The following is a 14,177-nucleotide window of genomic DNA, read 5'->3' on the forward strand; positions in this document are numbered from 1 at the left end:
CTTCAAAAAGGTGGCCTTATTTTTTTCCCTCAACAACAACTACAATCTCACCTTTTAAAGTGTTTTCTGTAAAATATTTTAAAACTTCTTCAACGGTACCTCTTTTTGTTTCTTCAAACATTTTTGTCAACTCACGTGAAACAGAAACCTGTCTATCAGCTCCAAAATATTCTGAAAAATGCGCTAAGGTTTTTAACAACTTATGTGGCGATTCATAAAAAATCATCGTTCTAGTTTCTTCAGCCAAAAGCAACAAACGAGTTTGTCTTCCTTTTTTAACAGGTAAAAAACCTTCAAATACAAATTTATCATTTGGTAAACCGCTATTCACCAACGCAGGCACAAAAGCCGTAGCTCCGGGCAAACATTCTATTTCAACCCCAGCTTGCACACATGCTCTAGACAATAAAAACCCTGGATCTGAAATTGCGGGTGTTCCTGCATCAGATATCAAGGCAACCGTTTCTCCTGATTGGATTCTAGCAACAATACGTTCGGTCATTTTATGCTCATTGTGCATATGGTGACTCATCATTTGAGTTTCAATTTCAAAATGTTTCAATAATTTCCCAGAAGTTCTTGTGTCTTCTGCTAAAATCAAATCTGCTTCTTTTAAAATTCGGATGGCACGAAAAGTCATGTCTTCCAAGTTTCCAATAGGTGTGGGTACTAAATATAGTTTTGCCATAAAATGTTTTAAAAAAGTAAAAATACCTATTTGTGAGTATTGTCTTAATAATTTTTTAAAATTAATTTTGATTTAAATCATAATATATACATAATGAAAAAAAATATTAGTGCTTTTATTTTAATACTCTCCTCCATTTTTATGATTAATTGTAGTAAAGATGATGGTAATAAATTTTTTCTAACAGTTGTAGCAAAGCATAGTAGTTACAAAAGTATAGAAAGTACATTTGCAACCTTATCTGTAATTATAGATGAATCAGATTTTAGTGATGATTCCAACATTAGTCATAGTCAGACCACTTCTGGAAGCTATTATTCTTTAATCCCTATTGAAGGAGCTTTTGCTGGAAGCAATATTAAAACTGGAGAATCTAGAACTCTTTCTTATGTTTTTAATTCTAATTCTGATATTATAGATTTAAAACTTAAAGTTAATGAGAGAAAAACAATAGATATAAAGGATATCTCTAGTAACAGTAAAATTAATTGGGATTTTGCAAATGATTACGCAACGGTATCAAAAGAACAAGATGATGAAGCAGGTGAAAATGATAACGATGAAAAGTGTAAAGATTGGGTTTATTATAACACAGAATGTTTAAGTTCTGTTTCTGATGGTACAGGATCTTCTAAAGCAGGAATTAGATCAAGAGTATGTAGATTATCAGAAACAAATACAGACATTACAATAAGAACTGAAATTGAAGCTATTAATGGAGGAATTGATAACATCAATTTCTATAAAGGAATAAAAATATACTATGGAGATGGTTCTGTAGCATCAATTAGTAAAGAAGAATTTAATAAAAAAGGAAAAATAATTAAAGAATATACTGCAAAAAAATCATCAATAAACACACAAGACAATAAAGATTATGATGAACTATCAAGTGGTTATTATATGATTGTAACATGTGAAAACAACTAAACTACGACCAAAAAAGTGTATGTTTAAAAATTACAGGATTCGTTTAAAAAAATTAATCCTGTTTTAAAAATCGTCAAAAACTAGTTAAATATACTTCTCGGCAATAACCTCTAACTCAATTTTAGAAACTTTTACTTTAAGATAATCTAAGCTAATTATCTTCTAAAATCTCTAATTGTCTTACTACTTGTTCTTCCGTTACCGCGTAAGCTTTTTTATTTCTAATACACTGAAATACATCTTCAAAAACATGTAGGTAATTTGAAGGTTCTGAAATTATTTTTTCTTTTTTTACTACTCCTTTCTCAACAGTTGTTAAGACTCCTTCCATACCTAGCGTCTCTTTTCCAAACCTTTCCTCATTTGGCGACATACCCAACTTTAATTGTCTTTCCTGAACATCACAACGTTTTTTTACATAAGATCCTTTTGTTCCATGTAAAATAAATCCCGGCTGCTCATCTGCTACTAACAAACTAACGGTAGTAAAAACCTGAAGTCCGTTAGCAAATTCCATATGAACGTAAGCATAGTCAGCAATTTTAGAATTTGGCCGATTGCACTTTTTCACCTTTCTCCATTTTACAGGAATTCCGAACAAAGCGATGGCAGCATCAACCACATGCGCCCCTAAATTATACAACAGGTCATTTCCTGGTACATTTGCTTCTTTTGTTTTATGATCTGAAATTTCAAAGTTGTAACGGTCGTATCTAAAATGTGCTTCTATTAAAGTTCCTAATTTACCAGACTCCACCACTTTTTTCACGGATAAAAAGTCGCTATCATATCTTCTATTTTGAAAAGGCATGACCAAACAATTCTGTTTTTTAGCTTCTAAAAAAATAATTTTAGCTTGTTCAGAAGTCACACAAAATGGTTTTTCTACTAAAACATGTTTGCCTGCTTGAACTGCTTTTAACGCAAACTCAAAATGTGTAGGACTTGGCGTATTGACTACGACCAATTCAATTTCTGAATCTCCTAAAATTTCATCAACGGAGGCATAACTTTTTAATGTTGGATAAACTGCTTGCGCTTTTTTAGAAGAACGCTCAACAATGGCAGTCAACTCAAATTCTGGATGTAAATTTAAAAACGGACAGTGAAACAAACTTCCCGACATACCATAAGACAATACTCCTGTTTTTATCAAATTCATCTTCCTATTTTATTTTCTCTAGCTATTAAAAATCCCAATCCCAACAAACTTATAAAAACAATTAATAATCTAGAACTTATTTATAGTAAATCCTTAAATTTGCACACACAATTTTAAAGAAGCAAAACGCTTCTAACAAATACAATTACAATGCATAGAAGTCATACGAACGGAGAGTTAAGAATCGAAAATAATGGTCAAGAAGTTACTTTAGCCGGTTGGGTACAAAAAACCAGAGATAAAGGATTCATGATTTGGGTAGATTTACGTGATCGTTACGGAATTACGCAATTAATTTTTGATGAAGATCGTACAGACAAAGCTGTCATTGAAAAAGCAAAAACCTTAGGACGTGAATTTGTAATTCAGGTAAAAGGAACAGTGATCGAACGTCAATCAAAAAACAATAAAATTCCAACAGGAGAAATAGAAATTTTAGTAACATCACTTGAAATTTTAAACGCTGCTTTGGTACCTCCATTTACGATTGAAGACGAAACGGATGGTGGTGAAGAATTAAGAATGAAATATCGTTATTTAGATATTCGAAGAAATCCGGTAAAAGAAAGTTTAATTTTCAGACATAAAGTAAGTCAAGAGGTTCGTAATTTCTTATCAAATGAAGATTTTATAGAAGTAGAAACTCCTTATTTAATTAAATCTACACCAGAAGGAGCACGTGATTTTGTTGTACCTTCTCGTATGAATGAAGGACAGTTTTACGCGTTGCCACAATCTCCTCAAACTTTCAAACAACTCTTGATGGTTGGTGGAATGGATAAATATTTTCAGATTGTAAAATGTTTTAGAGATGAAGATTTACGTGCCGACAGACAACCTGAATTCACACAAATTGACTGTGAAATGGCCTTTGTTGAGCAAGAAGATATTTTAACTATTTTTGAAGGGCTGACCCGTCATTTATTAAAGAAAGTAAACAATGTAGAAATTGGAGATTTTCCAAGAATGACTTTCGACCATGCCATGAAAACTTATGGTAACGACAAACCAGATATTCGTTTTGGAATGGAGTTTGGCGAATTGAACGACGTAGTAAAACATAGAAACTTCAAGATTTTTGATGAAGCAGAATTGGTCGTTGGTATTGCCGTACCAGGAGGAGCTTCTTATACAAGAAAAGAAATTGACAAATTAGTAGATTGGGTACGTCGTCCTCAAGTGGGTGCTTTAGGAATGGTGTATGTAAAATGCAATGAAGATGGAACTTATAAATCTTCTGTAGATAAATTTTACGACCAAGAAGATTTAGCAAAATGGGCAGAAAAAACAGGGGCTAAACCTGGAGATTTAATTTGCGTACTTTCAGGTATTACTAACAAAGTACGTGCGCAATTAAGTGCTTTACGTATGGAATTGGCAGAACGTTTGAATTTACGTAAACCCAACGAATTTGCACCATTATGGGTGATCGACTTCCCTTTATTAGAATTGGATGAAGAAACAGGTCATTACCATGCTATGCACCATCCATTTACCTCGCCAAAACCAGGACAAATGGAATTACTAGATACCGATCCAGGAGCGGTAAAAGCAAATGCCTATGACTTAGTCTTAAATGGAAACGAAATAGGCGGAGGATCTATTCGTATCCACGACAAAGCTACACAAGCAGTAATGTTGAAACATTTAGGTTTTTCAGAAGAAGATGCAAAAGCACAATTTGGTTTCCTAATGGATGCTTTTGAATACGGAGCACCTCCTCATGGTGGTTTGGCTTTCGGACTAGATAGATTGGTTGCTATTTTAGCAGGTAAAGAAACCATTAGAGATTTCATTGCCTTTCCTAAAAATAATTCAGGAAGAGATGTCATGATTGACGCGCCTGCAAATTTAGATGATGCACAGCTATCGGAATTAAATTTACAATTGAATATAACGAAAGCATAATTTTTCAATCCCGCTTATCAGCGGGATTTTTTTATCTTTATAAAAATGCCACAAAAGAAAAACTTAATTACAAAATTTCTAATTTGGAAATACAAACACATTTCCAATCAGCAATTTATTTATTTAGTTAGTATTCTAATTGGATTACTTTCAGGATTAGCAGCGGTTACTTTAAAAAACTTAACACATCTAATTCAAGAAGGATTGAGGCATGGTTTTATAAAAAAATACCACGAAGCTTTCTATTTTATATTTCCAATTATTGGACTTTTCCTAACCTTAATTATAATTAAGTACATTGTTAAAAGAAAAGTTTCTCACGGAATCCCCTCTACGCTACATGCCATTTCTAAAAGAAAAGGAATCATGGCTCGTTATAAAATGTACAGCTCTGTTTTAACTGCTCCTGTTACGGTTGGTTTTGGAGGATCTGTTGGATTGGAAGGACCTACTGTTGCAACCAGTGCTGCTATTGGATCTAATATTTCTAGACTTTTTCATCTAAATCAAACCTCTAGAACTTTGTTAATTGGAGCGGCGGCTGCAGCAGCCATGTCTTCCATCTTTAAAGCACCCATTGCTGCAATTGTTTTTGCTGTTGAAATATTTAGTTTAGATCTTACATTAGTCTCGCTAGTTCCTTTATTATTGGCATCGATTTCGGCTATTTTAACGTCTTATTTTTTCTTGGGTGATGATTCACTTTTACACTTTCAATTGAAAGATAAATTTGAATTAATTGATACTGGTTTTTATGCAGTACTAGGTGTAAGTTGTGGATTGATTTCTGTATATTTTAGCAAAGTTTATTTCGCCATCAGCGATTTCTTTTCAAAATTTGCAAACCCTTATAAAAGACTGCTTATTGGCGGACTTGGATTAGGAGTTATCGTTTATTTTATTCCCCCTCTTTTTGGCGAAGGTTTTAAAACGATCAATAATTTACTGAATGAAAATGTAAGTCAAGTTTTCAATCAGAATATATTTCATGTTATTACCGACAACAATTGGATTATTATTATGTTTTTAATAGGTTTGGTTTTGTTTAAAGTGATTGCCACTTCTATTACTTTTGGTGCCGGAGGTGTTGGGGGCGTATTTGCACCCTCTCTTTTTACAGGAAGTATTACCGGTTATGTGTTTGCTTTGTTTTGCAATACCTTAGGACTTTCGGCTAGCCCACTATCCCAAAGTAATTTTGCTCTTGTAGGTATGGCAGGTCTAATGGCAGGTGTTCTTCATGCGCCATTAACAGCTATTTTCTTAATTGCAGAAATTACCAGTGGTCATGAGTTGTTTATTCCTTTAATGATTACTGCAGCCATCTCTTATTTAATTGCGAAAAAATACATTCCTTTTAATATTTATGCTGCTGAATTGGCTAAAAAAGGAGAATTGATGACACATGATAAAGATAAAAATGTGCTCATGCTAATGGACATTGATAAGGTCATTGAAACCAATTTTATATCATTAACTCCTGAAATGAAGCTTGGTTATATTGCCAAAGAAGCCGTTGCTAAATCGTCTAGAAACAATTTCCCTGTGGTAAATGAAAACAATGAATACTTAGGCGTATTGTTATTAGATGATATTCGTGGAATTATGTTCGACCAAACATTGTACGATACCATTTCTGTTGGAGACTTAATGCACAATTCTCCAGAAGTTATTGACTACGAAAAAGACACCATGAAAAAAATAATGAAAAAATTTCAAGACAGTAGTGCTTGGAACTTGCCTGTTGTTAAGAATGGAAAGTATGCTGGTTTTATTTCTAAGTCACGTTTATTATCGGCTTACCGTAGAAAATTAATTGAAGTTACGAACTAAATTCTAGATGTTAGATAAATTGAAAAAATAATGAAAACACTTATAAAAATAATCTTGTTTATTGTTCTTGGCTTTTTAGGAACTGGAATTTATTTACAACAAATCAATGATCATACATCAGAAAAATATATGGGTATTGGCGTATTGACATTGGCTTTTATTCTACTTCCTTTATTTGTGTACCATAGATATAAAGGAAAAGATTTGACCAAATATTCTTTTAAGAATATGCAAGGACCTGAATCTTCAAGCAATTTAGCCGACAATGAAAACGAAGGTGAGAAGTGAGAAGTGAGAAGTGAGAATAAGCTACTAAAAATTTGACTGGTCAATATTCAAAAAAATTAATTTAAATTTCTTTTTTCTATAAAAAACCGCTTCATTAAACTACCACATTCTTCTGCAAGAATCCCTTTTGTTACTTTTGTTTTAGGATGTAAGGTTGTTTTGTAATGTTCAAATCCACGTTGTATATCTGAAGCTCCAAAAACAATTCTTCCAATTTGCGTCCAATAACTAGCCCCAGCACACATTTGACATGGTTCTAGAGTTACATAAAGGGTACAATCTTTCAAATATTTTCCACCTAAAAAGTCAGAAGCTGCCGTAAAAGCCTGCATTTCTGCATGGGCAGTTACATCATTTAAAGTCTCCGTTAAATTATAACCTCTCGCAATAATTTTTTCATTCATTACCACAACGGCTCCTACAGGAACTTCTCCTTTTTCAAAAGCTATTTGAGCTTCTTGTAAGGCACGTTGCATAAAATAAGTATCGTCAAATGGATTTATCATACTGCAAATATAGAATAATTGTTTTTTGGTAAATTATCAAAAACTAAAAACATAAAGAGCTAATTTTTCCTCAAAAAAAATCTAGCACAAGCATACTAAATACTTGCTAGTAAAATTGTAATTTTGCCCCGTGAAACACCCCTTGTTAAAACATATTAATAGTCCTGAAGATTTAAAAAAAATCAAGGAAGAGCAGCTTCCTGAATTGGCAGCTGAACTTCGAGATTTTATCATTTCTATTTTAGCCACCAAAGCAGGACATTTGGGTGCTAGTTTAGGCGTTATTGAATTAACTATTGCCTTACATTATGTTTTTAACACTCCAGAAGATTCATTGATTTGGGATGTTGGTCACCAAGCCTATGCCCATAAAATTTTAACAGGAAGAAGAAAGGCATTTCACACCAACCGACAATTCCGAGGTATTAGTGGTTTTCCAAAAATGAAAGAAAGCCTATATGATGCTTTTGGAACAGGACATTCATCAACTTCTATTTCTGCCGCTTTAGGAATGGCTATGGCTTCACAAATAAAAGGAGAAACAGAAAAACAACATATTGCCGTAATTGGAGATGCTTCCATTGCGTCAGGAATGGCCTTTGAAGGCTTAAATCACGCAGGGGTAACCAATGCCAATTTATTAGTTATTTTAAACGACAATGCCATAGGAATTGACCCTAGTGTTGGCGCTTTAAAAGAATATTTAATGAAAGCCAAGGTCGGTTACAAACCGAAACAGAGCAATATGATTGAAGCCCTAAACTTTAATTATACAGGCCCAATAGATGGGCATGATTTACCGAGTATTCTAAAAGAACTGAAACGGCTGCAAAAAATAAAAGGGCCTAAGTTTCTGCATATCATTACAACCAAAGGCAAGGGGCTAAAAAAAGCAGAACAGGAACAGGTTACCTATCATGCACCCGGTACTTTTGATAAAAAAACCGGAGAAATTAAAGCCAAAGATACGTCCAATGAACCCCCAAAATACCAGGATGTATTTGGTCATACCTTGGTAGAATTAGCCAAAAATAATAAAAACATTATCGGAATTACTCCGGCCATGCCAACCGGTAGTTCTTTAAAATACATGATTGAGGCATTTCCTGAAAGGGCTTTTGATGTAGGAATTGCAGAACAGCATGCCGTAACATTAGCAGCAGGAATGGCAAGCCAAGGCATGATTCCTTATTGTACGATTTACTCAACGTTTATACAAAGAGCCTATGATCAAATTATACATGATGTCGCCATTCAAAATTTACCAGTTATATTTTGTTTAGACAGAGCCGGCTTGGTAGGCGAAGATGGTGCAACACACCATGGAGTTTTTGACATTAGCTTTTTACGCTGCATACCCAACCTGACTATTTTTGCACCGATGAACGAGGCAGATTTAAGAAATATGTTATATACCGTTCAATTAGGCACTTTAAAAAACCCAATCGTAATTCGCTATCCTAGAGGCAAGGCAACTTCAGCAGATTGGAAAAAAAAGATGCAAAAAATTTCCTTTGGAAAAGGACGTATTTTGAAAGAAGGCTCTTCTTTGGCGATACTTTCTATTGGAGCTGTCGGAAATACTATTGAAGAAATCCTACAAGAATTTACGACTTCAGAAAAAGAAAAAATAGCGCATTACAATTTATTATTTGTAAAACCATTAGACGAAAAATTGTTACTAGAAATAGGCGGAAAATTTGAACAAATAATTACCGTAGAAGAAAATGCAATCAAGGGTGGATTTGGAAGTGCTATTCTAGAATTTTTTCAAGAGAAAAAGTTCAGCAAAACAAGTATAGAATTGATTGGTATTCCCGATCAATTTGTTGAACATGGTACTGTTGAAGAATTAAATAAAAGCCTCTATTTAGACAAAGCTTCCCTAAAAAAAAGGATTCAAGAAAAATTATAATTTTTTTGGCATTTTTTTTGATAAATAAAACTTTTAAAATCTTATGAAACATATCTTTTTTACTTTCCTTATCATTAGTTTCCCCGTATTTATGTTCGCTTCTGTTGAAGTAGATTCAATTTCACAAAAATCTCAAGACGTAATTTCTGTAAGTCAGTGGGCTTTAAAGAAAAACATAGGATTGATATTAACACAAACTGCATTTGTTAACTGGAATTCTGGGGGTGATAATTCAGTAGCAGGTATTGCCAATGCAGAAGTTGAATACAACTACAAAAGCAAAGGAGTTTTTTGGGACAATCGAATTAGAGGTCGTTATGGACTGAATAAAAAAGAAGGAAATGGTGTTAGAAAAACGGATGACCTTCTTGAAATTACATCCAATTTTGGACATAGAAGAAGTGAAAAATCTTCTTGGTACAATTCGGCCCGTTTTAATTTCAGAACCCAATTTGCCAATGGTTACAAATACAAAGGAACCGAAAAAGGAGATGCCATTTCAAAATTCTTTTCACCAGCCTATATATTTTTGGGTGTAGGTTCTCAATACACCAATAAAAAGAAAAAGTACAAAGTTTATATCTCACCCATTACCAATAAAACCACTTTAGTTTTCAACCAACGACTAGCAAACTCTGGAGCATTTGGTGTTGAAAAAGCTGTGTATGAAGATGACGTTTTGGTCAAAGAAGGAAGAAACTCTAAAATTGAATTTGGAACTTTATTGACTGGTGAATGGACCAAAGACATTATGGACAATGTACTGATGAACAACAAACTTGTTTTGTATTCTGATTACCTAAACAAATATGGTAATGTTGATTTTGATTGGGAACTTCGCTTCGATTTAAAAGTAAACAAATATGTAAAAGCCAATGTGGGTACCCATATTCTTTATGATGATGATGTAAAAGACGAAGAAACTTCTTCCCCAAAAATTCAGTTAAAACAATTATTAGGGGTCGGACTTACCTATTCTTTTTAGTTGAATTTGAATCGCAATACAAATTCATGTGTGCCGTTTGACACATTGCTAAAGTCTGAAGTTGCATATTCATAGGCGTAACCAAAATGCGTATTATCTAGCAGCTTAAAAAACACAGAACCTATTATTGAAGTATCTACTCTATAGGTAATTCCTGCTTCCATCTTATTCATAAAAGCCACCGTTGCTGCCATATCAATCATTGGATCTATACCTTCCACAATTCTTGCAAAAACAGAAGGAATAAAATCAACATTTCTATTAATCGCAAATCGATAATCTCCTCCGAGATACACATGTAATTTTTCTTTCACGGTAGATGAAGAATTTCCGGCTTCATCCAACAAAGGCTTCTGCACACCGCTTAACAATAAGTTTGGCGTAGATAGATGGATAGAATAGCGTTCTCCTTTTAAATAAGCTCCAAAACCTACCAATGGATTGAATTCACTTACGTTTTCACCGAATACATTGTCATTTTCAATACCCAAAGAATTAAAATCAATAGCATGCATTGCCCCCCCAACTTTCATCCCAAAAAACAAATTATCTGTTCTATTCAATTGCAATTTATAACTGATATCAATGGCAACATCCGTTTGTTTTACAACATGAATTTTATCATTTACCACAGACAATCCAATTCCTAAATTATTTTTTAAAGCTTTAGAATACGACAGCATTTGTGTTACCGGATCATCCTGTAAACCCAAAGAGGCTTTTCTAAATCCGATATTTAATTCAGCAGTCTCACCTGCTCCTGCATAGGCCGGATTTAAAATATTCATATTGTATTTATACGACAAAAAACTAGGTGCCGTTTCTTGCGCTATTGCGCCCAAAGAACACATGAATACTGCGAGAAGTAATTTATATTTTTTCATTATAACTTTTTAGTACTTAATATACAACCATCCTTTTTCTTGAAACACTTCAGGATAATAAGTGGCTACAGGATTTTTTGAATGAATTACATAAACATAGGAACCTACTGTTAATTTTTTAGCCGTCCCAACATTGGCAAATCCATCCCAACCAGTGCCATCCGTAAAAGGGTCTCCTTTATAAAGTAAATTGCCCGATTTATCTAAAATTTGTAACATATTCTCTCCAAACATTTGAGCAATTTTCGTGTTTTGCCAAGTATCATTCACCCCATCGCCATTAGGAGAAAAACCTTTGGCCATCTCAATTACTGTATCTATAACATCATCACAAACATCACCAATTCCATCCTCATCAACATCAATTTGTTTGGGGTTACTTGTCATTGGACAATTATCAACACTGTCTAAAACCCCATCATTATCATCGTCATCATCGCAAACATCTCCAGCGCCATCATTGTCGTTATCCTCTTGATTTTCATTTGCAATAAACACACAATTATCAACCGTATTTAAAATCCCATCATTATCGGTATCACCCGCATTTGAAGCAAATAAGCCTGTATACAAGCCTCTTCCAAAAGTAGCCGCTAAAACGGTATTGTCTTCTTTTCGAAGTTGTAAATCGTTCACTTTTACGTCACTCATACCATTGTATGTTTGCACCCAATTAGGTGTATCACTATCCCAGTTTCCTGTTTTCCAAACTCCTAATTCTGTTGCTATAATAACTTCTTGAGCAACTTCTGGATTGCTAAGTATCGCTTTGACTGGAATGTCTGGGAAATCTCCTTCTTTATTTTGCCATGAACTACCCGCATCATTAGAATACCAGATACTAACGACACCGTAATTATGAAAACTTACAAAAATTTCATTTTCATCAGCTCCAAATTCCACATCAGAAATACTTCCTAAAAACTCGGATCCTGTAATTTTTGTCCAACTGGCATTATTCCCATTTGCGTTTGTTATGATAAACAAATCTCCTGCCTCAGTTCCTACCAACATTTTTGTACTGGTGGTGGTATAGGGCGAAACTTTGATGGCCGTAGGCGCTGCTTTTAACAACGCATCTGTTAGCGTTGCTTTGGTAGCCGAACCGTTTGCTGAAATTGTTTTTAAATTAGAATAACGATACAAACGATAAATTTCGTTTTCAAAATCAGAACCATTGGTGTATAACAAATCTAAATTTGAATCTAGGTCGGCCTGATTGATAAAATCACCATCCGATTCCTCATCTTCATTAATCGTTCGCCAATCTTCTTTTGCGAAATCATAAAGACGTATGGCATCATTATAAACATAAGACACAATCAAAAAATCTTCTCCTACTTGATCTACAAAACAGGCAGCTCCATCTCCTCCACTAATATCTACTGAACTAGCACTAGTAGAGTTTGCAAAATACGGCGTCCCATTGTCCTGCGTACCTCCCATAAAATATTCTTCAGCAACACTTGGAGCAATAGCAGCCGTATAAAACTGGGTTACATTATAGTCGGATACCATATGCGTAAACACCGTTGCACTTGTTGCGGCATTGTTTAAGGAAGACGCATAGTAGACACCTCCATCATTTCCGAAAATGGCTTGATTGCTATTGACAGGTCTAAAAACCATAGCATGCTGATCGGCATGTACTTCTGAAAAATTTCCAGAAACATTGCTGTTTCTTTTCGAAATTTGTGACCAACTAGTTCCATTATTCGAAGAACGAAACAAATTGATTCCGCCAACATAGACAATCGCATCATTTGTTGGGTCACATTCTATCATTAAATTATAAAACGACTGATTTCTTGTAAAATCATCTGCTTCAATTCCATCATCAGAATCATTTGGCAGACTTAATTCAGTAGGATCTGTTTGAAAGCCATTGCTAGTGCTATAAATGATCGGTTTGTTTTCTGTAGTTTGTGCCAATACATACAACTTATTGCTATCCGTTTCAGAAACTTCAATTTCAGTTCTTATAGCATCTGCAATTCTTGTAACTTCTGTAAAATTACTTCCATTTGTAGAGCTTAGAATCCCACCTCCAAGTTCTCCAAAATAATTACTTGTAGTACTTAGCCATATTTTATTGTCTGCTCCAATCTCAAAATCATTTGGCTGTTGCGGACGATCATTAAACAAAGGTATAGTAGGTTTTGACCAACTAGTTCCTCCGTTGGTTGTTTTATAAACACCATAATCCGTAGGCTCTCCTAAAAATGTTGTTATAGCACCACCATACTGCCAAAAAGAAGCACCTACAGCTATAAAAACTTCCGTTTTATTACTGTTATTCCAGGCAATAATATCTTGAATAAAATATTCGCCTTCTACTATTTTCTGAGTTGCACCTCCTGAAACCGTTCCATAATCTGCTCCAAAAACACGTGACCAATTAACACCTCCATCTACAGATTTGTATACGCCGTTTCCGGTTACAGCCCCTTGTGTATAAAGTTCGCCCGTTCCTAAATAAAATATTTTAGAATCATTTGGATCAACCGTCATGCAATTAACCGACATATTACTCGGCACATTGATGATGCGTGTCCATTTAGATGTTGTATTTGTAATGTCTTCATTGACCCATAAACCTCCACTAACACCACCAGCAAAAACACGTTTTCCAGTTGGATCATTCGGATCAAATAATAAACTACGTGTTCTACCTCCAACATTATTCGGACCTCTTTCTACCCAAGAATTTGCTTTAGAGTCGCCAGGAGTTTTCTCTTGCAAGCCTTTTCTTTTTTTACGAAGTTCTTTTTGTAATTGCAAGGTCTTTTCAGGCTCGGGCTTTCCGGTTTCAGGATTTAAGGTCAATTCCCACTGACGCTCGTAATATTTATTTGGTGGTAGGCCTTTACTTCTACGCTCTTTTTTGCTAAGCTTTAAAACCTCTTTTACAGGACTATTTTTTAAGAAAGTCATGTGTTTATTTCTAAGTTCAAGTATTGTAGTTTTAGAAGAAGTGGTATATATTTTAACAACTAAAAGCACTAGCAAGGCAAGAACAACAACTACTATTTTTTTCATAAACTTTAAATGACTTTACCTCACAATATACAATCCTTT

11 protein-coding genes are annotated in these 14,177 nt (G+C 34.3%); 6 read left to right on the forward strand and 5 right to left on the reverse strand.

The genetic code is table 11. From position 1 onward, the window contains the following. Positions 1-16: 16 nt before the first annotated feature. Positions 17-688 (reverse strand): 16S rRNA (cytidine(1402)-2'-O)-methyltransferase, encoded by a 672-nt coding sequence (rsmI, locus tag FGM02_RS04310; protein ID WP_139957080.1) that lies wholly within the window; start codon positions 686-688, stop codon positions 17-19. A gap of 93 nt (positions 689-781) precedes the next feature. Here rsmI and FGM02_RS04315 point away from each other — a divergent pair, with 93 nt between their 5' ends. After that, positions 782-1,618 (forward strand): hypothetical protein, encoded by an 837-nt coding sequence (locus tag FGM02_RS04315; protein WP_139957081.1) that lies wholly within the window; start codon positions 782-784, stop codon positions 1,616-1,618. A 151-nt stretch (positions 1,619-1,769) separates the two neighbouring features. Here FGM02_RS04315 and FGM02_RS04320 read toward each other — a convergent pair whose 3' ends face one another. Further along, positions 1,770-2,780, reverse strand: a complete 1,011-nt coding sequence (locus FGM02_RS04320) for a Gfo/Idh/MocA family oxidoreductase (RefSeq protein ID WP_139957082.1) — start codon at positions 2,778-2,780, stop codon at positions 1,770-1,772. Positions 2,781-2,930: 150 nt separating this feature from the next. On the opposite strand from FGM02_RS04320, the gene aspS reads away from it, so the two are divergent. Genes aspS through FGM02_RS04335 form a run of 3 tightly spaced genes read left to right on the forward strand, consistent with a single transcriptional unit; the run spans position 2,931 to position 6,809 of the window. After that, entirely contained in the window at positions 2,931-4,688 is a 1,758-nt protein-coding gene (aspS, locus tag FGM02_RS04325) for an aspartate--tRNA ligase (protein WP_139957083.1), read from the forward strand. 45 nt (positions 4,689-4,733) lie between these two features. Continuing rightward, positions 4,734-6,521 carry a chloride channel protein gene (locus FGM02_RS04330; RefSeq protein ID WP_139957084.1) on the forward strand — a complete coding sequence of 596 codons (1,788 nt, stop codon included), beginning with the start codon at positions 4,734-4,736 and terminating at the stop codon, positions 6,519-6,521. A 30-nt stretch (positions 6,522-6,551) separates the two neighbouring features. Then, complete coding sequence (locus FGM02_RS04335; protein WP_139957085.1) at positions 6,552-6,809, forward strand: hypothetical protein; 258 nt, start codon at positions 6,552-6,554, stop codon at positions 6,807-6,809. Between the two features lie 56 nt (positions 6,810-6,865). On the opposite strand, the gene FGM02_RS04340 is transcribed toward FGM02_RS04335, so the two are convergent. Beyond that, positions 6,866-7,315: a nucleoside deaminase gene (locus tag FGM02_RS04340; RefSeq protein WP_139957086.1), complete on the reverse strand. Its 450-nt coding sequence runs from the start codon at positions 7,313-7,315 to the stop codon at positions 6,866-6,868. Between the two features lie 130 nt (positions 7,316-7,445). On the opposite strand from FGM02_RS04340, the gene dxs reads away from it, so the two are divergent. Next, the gene (gene dxs / locus FGM02_RS04345; RefSeq protein ID WP_139957087.1) at positions 7,446-9,230 is read left to right on the forward strand and encodes a 1-deoxy-D-xylulose-5-phosphate synthase; all 1,785 of its coding nucleotides are present in this window, start codon (positions 7,446-7,448) and stop codon (positions 9,228-9,230) included. Positions 9,231-9,273: 43 nt separating this feature from the next. Continuing rightward, positions 9,274-10,215 carry a DUF3078 domain-containing protein gene (locus tag FGM02_RS04350; protein WP_139957088.1) on the forward strand — a complete coding sequence of 314 codons (942 nt, stop codon included), beginning with the start codon at positions 9,274-9,276 and terminating at the stop codon, positions 10,213-10,215. On the opposite strand, the gene FGM02_RS04355 is transcribed toward FGM02_RS04350, so the two are convergent. Both FGM02_RS04355 and FGM02_RS04360 read right to left on the reverse strand, forming a co-directional pair. Then, positions 10,212-11,099, reverse strand: coding sequence for a PorP/SprF family type IX secretion system membrane protein (locus FGM02_RS04355; protein WP_139957089.1), 888 nt, complete (start codon positions 11,097-11,099; stop codon positions 10,212-10,214). The genes FGM02_RS04350 and FGM02_RS04355 overlap by 4 nt on opposite strands. A 9-nt stretch (positions 11,100-11,108) precedes the next feature. After that, complete coding sequence (locus FGM02_RS04360) at positions 11,109-14,138, reverse strand: thrombospondin type 3 repeat-containing protein (protein WP_139957090.1); 3,030 nt, start codon at positions 14,136-14,138, stop codon at positions 11,109-11,111. Positions 14,139-14,177: the final 39 nt, after the last annotated feature.

Origin of the sequence: Flavicella sediminum (assembly GCF_006381105.1) — a bacterium.
Classification (GTDB): domain Bacteria; phylum Bacteroidota; class Bacteroidia; order Flavobacteriales; family Flavobacteriaceae; genus Flavicella; species Flavicella sediminum.

Bases quoted from the DNA above. Each gene is read 5' to 3' on its own strand.
- rsmI (WP_139957080.1), bottom strand. From the start codon at position 688: ATGGCAAAACTATATTTAGTACCCACACCTATTGGAAACTTGGAAGAC.
- FGM02_RS04315 (WP_139957081.1), top strand. From the start codon at position 782: ATGAAAAAAAATATTAGTGCTTTTATTTTAATACTCTCCTCCATTTTT.
- FGM02_RS04320 (WP_139957082.1), bottom strand. From the start codon at position 2,780: ATGAATTTGATAAAAACAGGAGTATTGTCTTATGGTATGTCGGGAAGT.
- aspS (WP_139957083.1), top strand. From the start codon at position 2,931: ATGCATAGAAGTCATACGAACGGAGAGTTAAGAATCGAAAATAATGGT.
- FGM02_RS04330 (WP_139957084.1), top strand. From the start codon at position 4,734: ATGCCACAAAAGAAAAACTTAATTACAAAATTTCTAATTTGGAAATAC.
- FGM02_RS04335 (WP_139957085.1), top strand. From the start codon at position 6,552: ATGAAAACACTTATAAAAATAATCTTGTTTATTGTTCTTGGCTTTTTA.
- FGM02_RS04340 (WP_139957086.1), bottom strand. From the start codon at position 7,315: ATGATAAATCCATTTGACGATACTTATTTTATGCAACGTGCCTTACAA.
- FGM02_RS04350 (WP_139957088.1), top strand. From the start codon at position 9,274: ATGAAACATATCTTTTTTACTTTCCTTATCATTAGTTTCCCCGTATTT.
- FGM02_RS04355 (WP_139957089.1), bottom strand. From the start codon at position 11,099: ATGAAAAAATATAAATTACTTCTCGCAGTATTCATGTGTTCTTTGGGC.
- FGM02_RS04360 (WP_139957090.1), bottom strand. From the start codon at position 14,138: ATGAAAAAAATAGTAGTTGTTGTTCTTGCCTTGCTAGTGCTTTTAGTT.